Genomic DNA, 13,679 nt, shown 5'->3' on the forward strand with positions numbered 1-13,679 from the left:
CGTTTTCTCCTGGCGGCGCCTGGTCAGCGACAGCCACGTAGGCTGGACGGGTGCTCGCCGTCGTTCCACCACCAGTCACCGTCCGGGTCCCGGCCAAGGTCAACCTGCACCTGGCCGTCGGCGACCTGCGGGCGGACGGGTTCCACGAGCTGGTCACCGTCTTCCAGGCGCTTTCGCTCACCGACGAGGTGACCGTCGCGGCCACCGACGAGCCAGGGCTTGAGGTGTACGGCGAGGGGGAGCGCACCGTACCCACCGACAGCGCGAACCTCGCCTGGCGCGCGGCGTGCGAGCTGGCCTCCTACGCCGGACGGCCGGACGCGGATGAGCCGAAGGTACGAATCGTGCTGCGCAAGGGCATTCCGGTCGCAGGCGGCATGGCGGGCGGGAGCGCGGACGCGGCGGCGGCACTGGTCGGGCTCTCGTCGCTCTGGAAGCTCGACGTCACCCGCGACGAGTTGGCCACCATCGCCAGCAGCTTGGGCAGCGACGTGCCCTTCGCGCTGTACGGCGGCACTGCGCTCGGCACCGGCCGCGGCGAGCAGCTCGTGCCGGTGCTCGCGCGGCACACGTTCCATTGGGTGCTGGCCTTCGACGAGGAAGGCCTGTCCACGCCCCAGGTGTTCGGCGAACTCGACCGGCTGCGCGCCGACGGCAAGCCGCCGCGGATCGGGTCGCACACGCCGGTAGTGGAGGCGCTCGCCTCGGGTGATCCTCGCCAACTCGCGCTGTTGCTCGGCAATGACTTGCAAGCGGCCGCGGTGTCGCTGCGGCCCGGCCTGCGCCGCACGCTGCGCGCCGGGGTGAACGCGGGCGCGCTCGCCGGATGCGTGTCCGGCTCCGGGCCGACGTGCGCGTTCCTGTGCTCCGACGCGGAAACCGCGGTCGAGGTGGCCGCTGAACTGTCCGGCGCGGGAGTGTGCCGGACGGTGCGAGTCGCGCACGGCCCGGTGCCCGGGGCCAGGGTGGTCGGCGGCGACGACGCGCCGCGCAACGCGCCGCCGCGCGTGCACGCCTGAACCGCAAGCTTGAGTCAATAGTCCACAGTGGAAAGGATCCGGATGGCCAACCTGGTCAACCTGGAATCGGTGAGCAGGTCCTACGGCGTGAAGCCGTTGCTGGACAACGTTTCCCTCGGTGTCGCCGAGGGGCAGCGCATCGGCGTCGTCGGGCTCAACGGCGGCGGCAAGACCACGCTGCTCGAAGTCCTTTCCGGACTGAGCGAGCCGGATTCCGGCCGGGTGAGCCAGGTGCGCGGCCTGCGGATGGCTGTCGTCACCCAGCGCACCGAACTGCCCGCGGGCAGCACGGTCGGCGACGTGGTGCTGCAGCGCTACGGAGCCGAGCACGAATGGGCCGCCGACGCGCGCGTCCGGTCTATTGTGGATGGTCTCGGCATCACCGCGATCGGTCTCGACACCCCGACCGCGAACCTGTCCGGCGGCGAACGCCGTCGCGTCGCGCTGGCCGCCGCCCTGACCGGCGAACTGGACCTCGTGGTGCTCGACGAGCCCACTAACCACCTTGACGTCGAAGGCGTTCGCTGGCTCGCCGACCATCTGCTGGGCCGCCGGATCGCGGTCGTGGTCGTGACGCACGACCGGTGGTTCCTCGACACCGTCGCGAGCCTCACCTGGGAGGTCGCGAACGGCCGGGTCGAGCAGTACGAAGGCGGTTACGCCGACTGGATTTTCGCCCGCGCCGAACGCGCCCGCCTCGCCGCGACCGCGGAGGAGAAGCGGCAGAACCTGGCGCGCAAGGAATTGGCGTGGCTGCGGCGCGGACCGCAGGCGCGTTCCTCGAAGCCGCGCTACCGCGTCGAAGCCGCCGAGGCGCTGATCGCCGACGTGCCGCCGCTGCGCGATTCGGTGGAGCTGATGGCGTTCGCGAAACGCAGGCTCGGCAAGACGGTACTGGAGTTGGAAGACGCTTCGCTGCGGGTTGGCGACCGGACCTTGCTCGACCACGTCACATGGCGGATCGGCCCGGGCGACCGGATCGGTCTCGTCGGGGTGAACGGCTCCGGCAAGACCACGCTGCTGAAGCTGCTGGGCGGTGATGTCGAATCGCCGACCGGACGGCGGGTGCAAGGCAAGACGGTCGCGCTCGCGCACCTGCGCCAGGAACTCGACGACCTGCCCGCTGACCTTCGCGTGCTGCAAGCGATCGAGCAGATCTCCGGTCGCGTCGTGTTCGGCAAGCAGGAAATGACCGCCTCGCAGCTCGGCGAGAAGCTCGGCTTCCCCGCCGCTCGGCAATGGACGCCGGTCGGCGACCTGTCCGGTGGCGAACGTCGTCGGCTGCAGCTGTGCCGGTTGCTGATGGCCGAGCCGAACGTGCTGCTGCTGGACGAGCCGACGAACGACCTGGACATCGACACCCTGCAACAGCTCGAAGACCTGCTCGACGGCTGGCCGGGCACGATGGTGGTGGTCTCGCACGACCGGTACCTGGTCGAGCGCGTCTGCGACGCCACGTACGCGCTTCTCGGCGACGGCAAGGTCACCCATCTGCCGGGCGGCATCGAGGAGTATCTGCAACGCCGCGCTCGGGCGAAGGAAGCCACGCCGCGTCGCGAGGCACCTCCGGCGGAGAAGGCCGAAGCCAAGCGCAGTGCGGCGGAAACCCGTGCGGCGCAAAAGGAATTGGGCCGATTGGAGCGGAAGCTGGACCAGCTCGCGAAGCGGGAAGAGAAGCTGCACGCCGCGTTGGCGGAAGCGGCCACCGACCCGGAGAAGCTGATCGAGCTGAACACCGACCTGAAGGCCGTCCTGGCGGAGAAGGACGACGTCGAAGCACGGTGGCTGGAGACGTCCGAACTCGCCGAGTGACTCACGACTCCGGCCGATCGCGCATTTCAACGCGTCCGGCCGGCCTTGCGCCAGACGCGGTGGTCCGGTCGGCGCTGTCATCGACGGAGCATCCGTGTGGCTCGACGGCGCGGGTTTGCCCGCCGCTCCGGCCCGGCGAACCCAGCCTGCTGGAAATCGCGGTATCGACCCGCGAATAACACCGGGATCGCTTGCGTGCACTGCATTTGCTCGGCCACGACCTCGCCCAGCCAGTCGCCGCGCTCGTCCGCACCGGTGCTCCAGAGGACGGCCTGGACGCACTCGCCCGCGCCGGTGCCGGTCGGCCGCGACACCACCGCCTCGGCCGCCCGACCCGAGCACTGACCCAAGGCGGTCCGGCACCCCGCGAATTGGCCGGGGCCTGCACGACGACCTCGCCGCCCGCCCGCCTCGACCGGTCTGGACCGAGCCGTGGACGTCTGGATCGCTACGGCGAGTCAGCCGCACCCCTGTAGTGGCAGCAAGCCCGCACCGCGCTGCGCTTCGCATCGTCCACTGTGTTCGATCGCCGGGCCGTCGCCTGGACCGGATCGAAGCGGCGACCGGCTGGTGGCTCGAGGACGCGATGGACCGGTTCCAGGCGACGTTCGCGCTGCTGGCCCGGCGGTTGGTGACCTCGGATCGCACGCTGGGCGACGTCGGGTAGGCGACGCCCGTCGCTCGGACTGGGCGGGTCCGGCGGCGCGCGTTTCCCGGAGGGACGCTCATGATCGACCTCGCCCGCACCTGGCAGATGCTCGAACAGCGGCTCAAGACGACCGTGAACCCCCGGCACCGGCGGGTGTTCGGCATCGTCCTGGAACACCTGAAGGCCGAAGCGGAACCGGATCTCGACCGGCTGATGGCGACGGTCAGCAAGGACGCCGCGTATCACTTCTGCGGCGACACCGGACCGAAGGGCCACGACGCCGTCCGCGAGTACTACGCGGCATTCGCAGCGAGCAAGGCGAATCACCTCGAATCCCGGATGGACCGGCTCATTGTTGACGATCATGCGCTGGTCACGGAAGGCGATCTGCACACGCTGCCTCCTGGCGCGGCCGCGCGGCAGATGAGCTTCCCGATCGACGATCCGGACGCGGACTACCGGTATGTCAGCAGGCAGCTGATCGTGTGGCCGGTCGACGCGGACGGCCTGATTGCGGCGGAGGATTTCTACCCCCGTCCGGGCCGCTGGAGTTCCGGAAACTAACCCGCGACGAGCTGCCGCGGGCCTATCCGGACCGGGTGCGTCCGCAACCCGCCGGACGCCGGACATCCGCTGTTCACGCCGCCGCGAGCAGTGCCGGAAAAACCGGACAGTAATCTGACGCACATGAGTCGGTTTGTGGACACACTCGTCGGGAACGCGGCGGGCCGGGGGCAACGGCGCGGCATGGTGACCGGCGAGCCCAAGGAGCCGGTGCGCCGGACCTGGGCGCAGGTGCACGACGAAGCGCGCCGGATCGCGGGCGGGCTGGTCAGCGGCGGATTGAAGCCGGGAAGCGCGGTGGCGGTGCTGGCCGCCGCGCCGGTGCTGATCGCGCCGACCGTGCAGGCGGTGTGGCTCACCGGCGGCAGCGTGACGATGCTGCACCAGCCGACCCCGCGCACGGACCTCGCCGAATGGGCCGAGGACACGGTGAAGGTGCTTGAGATGATCGGGGCCGAGCTGGTCGTGCTGGGCGAACCGTTCGACCAGCTCGCCCCGGTGCTCGAAGGCAAGGACATCAGCTACCGGCTGATCTCCGAACTGGCCGACGCGGAACCGCTGGCCGAGATCGTGCAGACAGCCGAGGGCGACACCGCGCTGCTGCAGCTGACCAGCGGATCGACCGCGGAGCCGAAGGCCGTCCGGATCACCTACGGCAACCTGTACACCAACGTCAAGGCGATGGTCGACCGCGCCGAGTTCGAGTTCGAAACCGACGTGATGGTGTCGTGGCTGCCGACCTTCCACGACATGGGCATGGTCGGCTTCCTGACCGTGCCGATGACGTTCGGCGTCGAACTGGTCAAGATCACCCCGGTGGAGTTCCTGACTGGCCCGCTGATCTGGCCGGAGCTGATCAGCAAGTACGGCGGCACCACGACGGCCGCGCCGAACTTCGCGTACGCCATCGTCGGCAAGCGCATGGCCCGGGTCGAGGACGACAACGCCTACGACCTGTCGAAGCTGCGGATCGCGCTCAACGGCGCGGAGCCGATCGACGAGAAGGCCGTCGGGACCTTTGTGGACGCCGGAAAGCGGTTCAACATGCCGCCCGAGTGCGTGTTCCCCGCGTACGGCATGGCAGAGGCGACGCTGGCGGTCTCGTTCGCGCCGCTGTTCACCGGACTCACGCTGGACGTCGTCGAAGCCGACGCGCTGGAAGCCGACAACCGCGCGGTGCCGGTGCCGGAAGGCGACCCCCGCCGCGGCACGGACGAGGCGCGCTCGTTCGCCCTGCTCGGCCGCCCGCTGGACGGCTTGGAAGCGGACATCGTCGACGAATCCGGAGCCGTACTGGGTGAACGGCAGGTCGGCGAGATCCGCCTGCGCGGCGAGGCCGTGACGCCCGGCTACCTGACCGCCAACGGCCCGCTGGACACCCAGGGCCCGGACGGCTGGATGAAGACCGGCGACCTCGGCTACCTGGTCGACGGCCAGATCGTCATCTGCGGCCGCCGCAAGGACGTCATCATCATGGGCGGCCGCAACCTGTACCCGACCGACATCGAACGTGCCGCGGGCTCGGTCGAGGGCGTCCGGGCAGGCAACGCGGTCGCCGTCCGCCTGGACGCAGGCAGCCGCCGCGAACGCTTCGCCGTGGTCGTGGAGTCCAAACTGGCCGGTGACGCCACCGAGGAAAACCGCCTGGCCAAGGAAATCGCCGCCCGCGTGCGAGACGCCGTGGACATGCGCCCGTTCGCGGTCGTGGTGCTTCCGGCCGGGAGCCTGCCCAAAACCCCTTCCGGCAAGGTGAAGCGGGCGGCTACTGCGGTGCAGTACGCGGACAAGATCGCCAAGAACGCGGACGATTGATCGTTCGCGGGGCGCTCGGGCAGCGCCCGAACGCGACGAAGGCCGCTGCGGCTCCTCGCAGCGGTCTTCGCGTCAAGACCTATCGGCCGGGCAGTCGTTCGGCCGGTGCCTCGGTGACCACGGGCCAGGAAGCGCGTCCCGCGGTCGCCTCGCTGTGGTCCCGGCTTCCCGGAATCAGGGGTGCTCGCCGTCCGGAGCGTTCGGCCAGCTGCGTCTCCACCTCGTCGAGAAACTGGTCGACCTCGCGCTCGTCGTATCCGCGCTTGCCGATCAGCGGCTTGGAGAACAGCACGTGGTGGACCTCGGCAGCGGTGAGATCGTCCTCGTCGGCGATCGTCTTGGCGATCCGCCGCACGAAGTCGTCGACCTCCTGCTTGGCGTAGCCGCGGCGGCCGATCGGGGCGTTACCGAAAGCGACCTCAGCGAGATCCTCGGCGGTAAACGGCATGGATCATTCTCCGATTCAGGTCGGGGTGGTGCGAACTCCTGCAGTCCGTCCTAACCGTTCCCGGCCACCCCGGGAAGCCCGCACCCGCCCGGACGACTCGATCAGGGCCCCAGAAGCCGCCCATCGAGTGAGAAATCCATCACGGACGGCCACAACGACTCACCCACACGCACAACAGCTCACTCAACCCCAATGCCGCATTGGGTGCGTGGGACGCACTGAATGCCGCGTCGAGGTTTTCTCGGTGGCGCGGCGGGCGGCGGGTTCGCGGTAGCGGTGCTGGTCGGGGCGCTGCGGCGTACCGGCTGGCGAGACGTGCCGGGCGGCTTTTCTCCTGCTGAGGTCTGTGAACCCGCGCGGCCGCAGTGCGCGAAGCTGCCCTTTGCCGCTGCCCCTGGTCGGGCTGGCGAGACCACTCGACCCGGCCGGACTCCGCGCATCGCCACAGCTACTGAGAAACCCCATGCGGCGTTCGGTGCATCCCACGCACCCAAAGCGGCGTTCGGTGCGTCCAGCACACCCAACGCCGCATGGGGGCGGAACCGGGCAGGTCAGGCGGCGTGAAACGCGTTCTGCGCCGCGGCAAGTCCCCGCGAAATCAACGCCTCGGCGGCGTCCGCGCACCGGTCGACCTCGAACGGGAGCTCCTTGCGCTCGACCGTCGAAAAGTCCTTCAGCACGAAATCCGCCGGATCCTGCCTGCCCGGCGGCCGCCCGATGCCGAAACGCACGCGGTAGTAGTCACGGGTGCCGAGCGATTTGGTGATGGACCGCAGTCCGTTGTGCCCGTTGTCGCCGCCGCCGAGCTTGAGCTTCAGCGCGCCGAAATCGACGTCCAGCTCGTCGTGCACCACCACGACACCGGACGGTGGCACCTTGTAGAACCGGGCCGCGCCGACCACCGGCCCGCCGGAGAGGTTCATGAACGACCGCGGCTTCACCAGCACCACGCGGGAACCGGCCAGCCTGCCTTCGAGCACCTCGGCCCCGCTGCGGTGGGCCTTGAACTTCCCGCCGATCCGGCCGGCCAGTTCGTCGAGCACCATGAATCCCACGTTGTGCCGGTTGCCGGCGTATTGGGGCCCTGGATTGCCAAGGCCGGCGAGCAGAATCAGCTCGCCGGCCCCGGGCAGGTCTTCACTCACGAAAGCGAGTTTATTCGGCCGCTTCCTCAGCGGCTTCCTCGGCTTCGGCGTCCTCGTCAGCAGCGCCGCGCGGGGCCTCGTTGACGGCGACGACGAGCGCCTCGGCGTCGGTGACCAGCTCCGCACCCGAGGGCAGGGTGATCTGGCCCGCGGTGATCTGGGTGCCCGCCTCGAGACCCTCGACGGAGACCTCGAACTGCTCGGGGATGTGCAGCGCCTCGACCTCGACCTGGATCGTGTCGATGTCCTGGGCGACCAGAGTGCCCGGGCCAGGGGTGCCGGAGACGACGATCGGGACGTCGACAGTGACCTTCTCGCCGCGCTTGACGACCAGCAGGTCGACGTGCTCGATGTAGTTCTTGAGCGGGTGGACCACGATGGTCTTGGTCAGCGCCAGCTCGCTGGCGCCTTCCAGGTCGAGCGTGATGACGGCGTTGGCGCCGTTCTCGCGGACGACCCGGGCGAACTCGATGGCCGGCAGCGCGAAGTGCCGCGGGTCCGAGCCGTGCCCGTAGAGCACCGCGGGGATTTTGCCGGCGCGACGGGTGCGGCGGGCGGCACCCTTTCCGAACTCGGTGCGCGGTTCGACGGAAAGACGTACCTCGGACACGGTGTAGCACTCCTTCAATCACACGACGTGCGGCAGGGGGCGGCGGGGATCGTCGATCTCTGCTCGGGGGCGGTTGGCACGGCGGCGAGATTGCGGGCGTGAATTGACCACGGGGCTTCTCAAGCCGCCGCGTCGATCACGCCGGGCACCTACAGGCGCACCCGCCTCGCCGAGACAACCCGAGAAGTGTAAACCAGCCGGTCCGCGCGGGCGTGCACCGGGTCGGCCCAGCCTCCCCCGCATGGGTGGGTGACGACACAAATCCCGTCCCGCTCACCGATCTGGTGGGGGTGGCATGATTTCCGCGGAAAGAGGGGCGGCCGACATGCGGGCTCGATGGACTGCGACAGCATTGGTGCTGCTTGGTGGGCTTCTCGCGGGCTGCCAGGTCGCGGTGACCGGCACGGCGGGACTGTCCGATGCCGACCGGCAGCTGGCTACGCAGCGTACACAGCAGCAGACGGCGATCGACGCTGCGCTGGCGGCGTTGGAGGAGGCGCCGGCGCTGCAATACGACGCGACGCTGAAGGACGGCACCGGCAATCCGGCGACGCTGACGTACCGCGTCGCGCGCGACGGCAACGGCTTCGGCGCACTGCCGCTGGAGGGCAAGTCGGTGCGGCTGACCGAACCGGATGGGCAGCTGTACCTCGCGGCCGACGCGGACTACTGGAAGTCGCACGGCCTGGAGGAGAACAGCACCCAGTTCGGTAGCGGATGGGTGCACACCGTCGCCAGCGAACTGCCGGTCGACCCGGCCGCGCGGATGGCCCCGCCGAAGCTCGCCGGCGAACTGCGCAAGGCGCTCGTCGGTCTCGGTTCCGGCGCGCCGCAGAAGCAGAAGCTGCCGGACGGCACCGAGGTGTACGACCTCGGCGGCGCATTGCAGGTGACCACCGCCGAACCGCACCGGGTCACCGGGTTCGCGCCGGCGCTGCTCGATCCGCGCGGCGGCCCGAAGCTGGGTGCCGCGTTCCGCGTCCGGCCGCTGGGCGACGCCGAGATCAAGCAGTTCCACACCGATTTCAACGCCGCGGTCGACGCGATCGGACAGCCGTTCGACGGACTCGCGCAGGCGAGCGTCACGGTGCTCAACGACAAGCTCGACTGCCAGGACTACGTCGGTTCCTGCAAGACCACAGTGGACGTTTCGAACAGCGTCGTCGGCAATCAGCCGGGCTCGAAACCGAGCGTGCACATCAAGCTCTCGGTGGAGATCAGCGCGGACACGCTCGGCTCGCAAAGCTGCGCCACGGAAGGCGACGCCGCCGCGGACGCGACCATCACTATGTCCTGTTCGGTCAAATTCACCCTGCCCAACCGCACCGCGAGCTACCAGGTGCTGGCGAAGCCGACGGCGGTCGCCGAGGTGCGCTCGCCGGTCGACGCGAACGCGGTGAAGGCGAAGCTGGCCACCGCTTTCGCCGCGCTCGGCGGCTGACCTGCACGCTCACCTCTAGGTGCGTTTCTTCCGTTGAAGTAGCCGAAGACCGGTCCTTACCATCGGTGGCGTCGATACGGATTTTCTTTTCGAGGAGCGGCAATGAGCAAGCTGGTGGTGTTCGGCGCGACGGGATACGCCGGGAGCCGGATCACCGACGAGGCGCTGCGGCGCGGGCACTCCGTGACCGGGGTCGCGCGCAAGGCCGACGGGTTGCCTTCCGGGGTCGAAGCGCGGTCGGGGTCGATGCATGACGCGGAATTCGTCGCTTCGGTGGCCAAGGGCGCGGACGTGCTCGTGGTCGCGACGCCGGGCCGCGCGGACGACCAGGGCCGCCGCCTGGTGGACGCCCTGCCGACGCTGGTGGAAGCGGCCCGTGCGAACGGCGCGCGGCTGGCGATCGTGGGCGGTGCCGGTTCGCTGCGGGTCAGCGAGGACGGGCCGCGCGTGATCGACACCCCGGAGTTCCCGGAGGAGTACAAGCCGGAGGCAGGCAGCCACGTCCTGGTTCTGGAGGCGCTGCGCGAACTGCCGGACGACGTCGACTGGTTCTACGTCAGCCCGGCGGCCGAGTTCGGTTCCTGGATCCCCGGCGAGCGCACCGGCAAGTTCCGTCTCGGCGGCGACGTGCTGGTCAGCGACGCCGACGGCCGCTCGCACATCAGCGGTGCGGACCTGGCGATCGCGTTCCTGGACGAGATCGAAGAGCCGAAGCACTCGCGCGCCCGGTTCACCCTGGCGTACTGAGCGCGTGGAACCCGGTGGCGCGCTTCGTGGCACCACCGGGTTCTTTGCTGTTGTGTCAGCCGGGAGATCCGGCGGCGCACAGGAATTTCGTGGCGTGGGCCGGGTCGAGCGCGTTGGTGACCAGGTTCCAGACGTTGCGGTCGTAAGCCTCGCCGATGTGCCCGACGGGATCGAACGGGCAGGTGTCCTGGACGTATTCGTTCGTGACTCCCGGCTCCCGCACGAAAGACGTTTCGGTGGGCGTGACCAGTTCGTCGAACCGCGACGTGAGCACGGTGTAGCGCACGCCGGGCTGCGCGATGGGACCGTTCGTGAGCGTCTGGACCGCGCTGCCGTCGGTGATCAGGTTGTCGCAAGCCGGGCAGCCGAACGTGGTGAGCACCTTGCCGACTTCGTCGCGAATTCCCAGCAGGTACGCCAGTTTCGTGAGATTGGCGAACGTGGTGCCGTGTGTGGGCGGTGCGATGGCCACGACGGAACCGACGCGGTCGGCGATGCCTTGCGTTTTCGTCACGTACAAGGTCTGGAATCCGCCCTCGGAGTGGCCGACCAGATCCACTTGCGCCGCACCGGTTTCCGCCAGTACCTCGCCGATGAACTGCTTGATTTCCGTTGCGGAGTCAGCGATCGGGCGCAGCCCGCCGACGACCGGGAATTGCGGATACGCGCCGTAGGTCCTGCTGAAGGTGCAGTATCCCTTGGCCGCGACGTGATCCTGCAGGAGGTTCAAGTCCTCATCGGACGTGGCGCCGAGTCCGTGCAGGAACACCACCGGACGCGGATGCGCCGCACTCGGCCGGCACGCCGGATCGTTGACGCCGCCGGCCGGAGCTGCGGTGGCTGGGGCGGCGAACGCGGCGGTCAGCAATGCCGCGGCGGCCAGGACGATGCGCAACCTCATCGGAGCGGTCCTTCCCTGTCGTCCTTGACAGTGGATACCCGTGGGTATTGGATACCTGAAGGTATTGAGCGGGCTGAGGCAGTGTCAACCCCCGGATGAGGGAGAAGCCGATGACCGGCCGGACGCGGCCGACCCGGGCGGAGACCCGGCGGCGCATTCTCGACGCTGCCTTCGCCGTGTTCGGGGAACAGGGCATCGCCGCGACGAAACTGACCGAGGTGGCCGCGGCGGCCGGGCTGACGAAAGGCGCGGTTTACTCAAGCTTCGCGTCGAAAGACGAGCTGGTGCTGGCGTTGATGGAAGAGCACGCCGCGCACCGGCTCGAAGCGAGCCTGGCGAGTTTCGCCGAAGCGGACGACGGTGGTGCCGGGCTGGCGAACGTCGCCGCGGTGCTGATGTACGAAATGCGCGCCGACGCGGTGTGGCACCGGCTGCTGGCCGAGTTTTTCGCGATGGCGCACCACGACGACCGGCGGCGCGACGCATTGCGCCGGCGCCGCCGGGAGGTTCGCGACACGATCGCGCGTGCTTTGAACCGGCTTGCCGAGGGATTGGACCTCGAACTTCCTTTGCCTGCCGAGGAATTCGCCGTCGTGCTGCTCGCGTTGAGCAATGGTTTGGCCGTGGAAGCCGACATCGACGACGAAGCGGTGCCGGACGGGCTCCTCGGCCGGGTGCTCACGCTCATCGCCGGAGACGCCGTCGCGAAGGTGCGGGCGGCGGCTAACGACCCCGCAGTTCAGCCACCACCGGAGCGAAAGTCTCCATCATCGCCTCGAAAACGGTGAAGTAGGAGAAGCCGTACCGTTCGCGGTGCGCGATCAGCTGCTGCACCATCTCGTCCACCGTGCCGAAGAGAAGCTGCGGTGCGCGCAGCAGTTCGTCGAGGTCCGCCGCGCTGCGTTCCTCGGTCTCGGCATGCCATTCCGCAGCGGCCTCGCGCCGGTCGTCGGTGACCACGACGCGTTGGATCAGCATGTTGTAGTCGATCTCGCGATCCCCTGCCAGCGAACGGAAATACGCGATCCGTTCGTCCATCGCCACGTCGTTGTCGAGCACGAACGTGCCTGGCGGACGACCGCGGTCCTGGCGAAGACCGGCGAATCCGGCGATGTCCGCCTGTTCCGCCGCGAGCTTGAGCACGCCGTCGCTGTTGCCCGCGATCAGCAGCTTCGGCATGCCGCCCTCGTCCTCGACGCGGGTGCGCAGTTCGTCGAGACCTTCGGTGAGGTAGGTGATCCGGTCGGCGGCTTTGCGCCACGGCAGCCCCGCGTCGTCGAACTCGTGCTTCATGTGGCCCGAGCCGAGACCGAGTTCGAAGCGGCCTTCGGTGAGTTTGTTGGTAGTAGCGACATCGCGGGCGAAGAGCGCGAGGTTGTAAAAGGACACATTGGACACCAACGTGCCGACCCGCACCCGCTCGGTCACCGCCGCGGCGGCCGTGAGCGCGGGGAACGGCGACAGCCGCCCCGGCCCGAGATGGTCGGGAACGGTCAGGTGGTCGTAGCCGAGTTCCTCGGCCCGCCTGCATTTTTCGGTCCACTCAGTGCCGTTGGCCGTGAGCCGCAGGCTGACACCGAATTCGAATTTCCCCATGGCTAGGACGGTAGCTACTCCCGGATGGGTGACGCACCGGTTTTCGCCGCCGGCGGAACCCGGTTTTTGTCGTACCCCGCGGCTACCTTCGGGGCATGGTGTTGTCGAGTGAAGAACGGGAACAGTTTCTGGCCGAACCGCACATCGGCGCGCTCTCGGTGGTCGAGCGCCCGGACCGGGCGCCTCTGACGGTGCCGATCTGGTACCAGTACACGCCGGGCGGCGAGCTGTGGGTGATCACGCAGCCGGAATCGCGCAAGGCGAAGGCGATCGAGGCGGCGGGACGGTTCAGCCTGATGGTGCAGCGGGTCGAGCCGACGGTCCGGTACGTGTCGGTGGAAGGGCCGGTGGTGCGGACTCGGCCGGGCAGCTACGAGCTGACGTGGGAGATGGCTTCGCGGTACCTGCCAGAGGACAAGGTGGCGGGGTACGTGGAGTTCGAGCGGACGCAGCTGGGGGAGCACATGGCGATCCATCTGCGGCCGGAGCGGTGGTTGTCGGCGGATCTGGGCGCGTGACGGCGTAGGGGAGGAGAGAAGGAGGGGTGCCTTTGGCTGACGACGGTGGGATGGCTGCTCGGAGCGGGTGCCGGACACGGGCGGCGCTGAGCGGGCATGGCCCTGCTCGGGTGCTGCGGTGAGCGCGTGCTGCCGCGCACGGGTGCGCTGAGTCGTGCGGTCGTGTCCCGCGTGTTGACGCGCGCGGGTGCGCTGAGTCGTGCGGTCGTGTCCCGCGTGTTGACGCGCGCGGGTGCGCTGAGTCGTGCGGTCGTGTCCCGCGTGCTGACGCGCACGGGTGCGGTGCTGCCCGGCGTGCAGCGCTGTTCGCGTAGGCGCTGACCGTGTGTGCCCTCTGCCCGGGTGCGCCATCGAGGGTGTGCCCTTCGGCGCGCGGCGCTAAATGCGGTACTGCCGCGCCCGTGTGCGGCTGTACCC

The 13,679-nt window shown here is 69.1% G+C and carries 14 protein-coding genes; 9 read left to right on the plus strand and 5 right to left on the minus strand.

Annotation, left to right across the window (positions count from 1 at the left end):
• Positions 1–50: 50 nt before the first annotated feature.
• The 5 genes from BM362_RS31185 to BM362_RS31210 all read left to right on the plus strand — a co-directional run bounded on the left by BM362_RS31185 (position 51) and on the right by BM362_RS31210 (position 5,856).
• Positions 51–1,019, plus strand: coding sequence for a 4-(cytidine 5'-diphospho)-2-C-methyl-D-erythritol kinase (locus BM362_RS31185; protein WP_067575570.1), 969 nt, complete (start codon positions 51–53; stop codon positions 1,017–1,019).
• 42 nt (positions 1,020–1,061) lie between these two features.
• The gene (locus BM362_RS31190) at positions 1,062–2,831 is read left to right on the plus strand and encodes an ABC-F family ATP-binding cassette domain-containing protein (RefSeq protein WP_093575531.1); all 1,770 of its coding nucleotides are present in this window, start codon (positions 1,062–1,064) and stop codon (positions 2,829–2,831) included.
• A gap of 475 nt (positions 2,832–3,306) precedes the next feature.
• The gene (locus BM362_RS31200; protein WP_093575533.1) at positions 3,307–3,498 is read left to right on the plus strand and encodes a hypothetical protein; all 192 of its coding nucleotides are present in this window, start codon (positions 3,307–3,309) and stop codon (positions 3,496–3,498) included.
• Positions 3,499–3,558: 60 nt separating this feature from the next.
• Positions 3,559–4,044, plus strand: coding sequence for a nuclear transport factor 2 family protein (locus tag BM362_RS31205; RefSeq protein ID WP_202508063.1), 486 nt, complete (start codon positions 3,559–3,561; stop codon positions 4,042–4,044).
• Between the two features lie 123 nt (positions 4,045–4,167).
• Entirely contained in the window at positions 4,168–5,856 is a 1,689-nt protein-coding gene (locus tag BM362_RS31210) for a fatty acyl-AMP ligase (RefSeq protein ID WP_067575579.1), read from the plus strand.
• Positions 5,857–5,935: 79 nt separating this feature from the next.
• On the opposite strand, the gene BM362_RS31215 is transcribed toward BM362_RS31210, so the two are convergent.
• The 3 genes from BM362_RS31215 to BM362_RS31225 form a co-directional block, all read right to left on the minus strand.
• The gene (locus BM362_RS31215) at positions 5,936–6,304 is read right to left on the minus strand and encodes a DivIVA domain-containing protein (protein ID WP_067575581.1); all 369 of its coding nucleotides are present in this window, start codon (positions 6,302–6,304) and stop codon (positions 5,936–5,938) included.
• 551 nt (positions 6,305–6,855) lie between these two features.
• Positions 6,856–7,449, minus strand: a complete 594-nt coding sequence (pth, locus tag BM362_RS31220; RefSeq protein WP_067575582.1) for an aminoacyl-tRNA hydrolase — start codon at positions 7,447–7,449, stop codon at positions 6,856–6,858.
• A 10-nt stretch (positions 7,450–7,459) separates the two neighbouring features.
• Entirely contained in the window at positions 7,460–8,059 is a 600-nt protein-coding gene (locus BM362_RS31225) for a 50S ribosomal protein L25/general stress protein Ctc (protein ID WP_067575583.1), read from the minus strand.
• A 325-nt stretch (positions 8,060–8,384) separates the two neighbouring features.
• On the opposite strand from BM362_RS31225, the gene BM362_RS31230 reads away from it, so the two are divergent.
• Positions 8,385–9,500: a hypothetical protein gene (locus tag BM362_RS31230; protein WP_208865392.1), complete on the plus strand. Its 1,116-nt coding sequence runs from the start codon at positions 8,385–8,387 to the stop codon at positions 9,498–9,500.
• A gap of 102 nt (positions 9,501–9,602) precedes the next feature.
• Positions 9,603–10,247: an NAD(P)-dependent oxidoreductase gene (locus BM362_RS31235; RefSeq protein WP_067575585.1), complete on the plus strand. Its 645-nt coding sequence runs from the start codon at positions 9,603–9,605 to the stop codon at positions 10,245–10,247.
• Between the two features lie 55 nt (positions 10,248–10,302).
• On the opposite strand, the gene BM362_RS31240 is transcribed toward BM362_RS31235, so the two are convergent.
• On the minus strand, positions 10,303–11,148 hold the full coding sequence (locus BM362_RS31240; RefSeq protein ID WP_067575587.1) for an esterase/lipase family protein: 846 nt from the start codon (positions 11,146–11,148) through the stop codon (positions 10,303–10,305).
• Positions 11,149–11,258: 110 nt separating this feature from the next.
• Between BM362_RS31240 and BM362_RS31245 the strand changes: the two genes are divergently transcribed.
• A complete protein-coding gene (locus tag BM362_RS31245) occupies positions 11,259–11,936 on the plus strand; it encodes a TetR/AcrR family transcriptional regulator (protein WP_093575535.1) in 678 nt (225 codons plus the stop codon).
• Here BM362_RS31245 and BM362_RS31250 read toward each other — a convergent pair.
• Positions 11,872–12,744: a TIGR03621 family F420-dependent LLM class oxidoreductase gene (locus tag BM362_RS31250; protein WP_093575536.1), complete on the minus strand. Its 873-nt coding sequence runs from the start codon at positions 12,742–12,744 to the stop codon at positions 11,872–11,874. The genes BM362_RS31245 and BM362_RS31250 overlap by 65 nt on opposite strands.
• Before the next feature lie 95 nt (positions 12,745–12,839).
• On the opposite strand from BM362_RS31250, the gene BM362_RS31255 reads away from it, so the two are divergent.
• Positions 12,840–13,262, plus strand: coding sequence for a pyridoxamine 5'-phosphate oxidase family protein (locus tag BM362_RS31255; RefSeq protein ID WP_093575537.1), 423 nt, complete (start codon positions 12,840–12,842; stop codon positions 13,260–13,262).
• Positions 13,263–13,679 lie beyond the last annotated feature (417 nt).

It is taken from the genome of Amycolatopsis rubida (genome assembly GCF_900115345.1).
Taxonomy (GTDB): Bacteria; Actinomycetota; Actinomycetes; order Mycobacteriales; family Pseudonocardiaceae; genus Amycolatopsis; species Amycolatopsis rubida.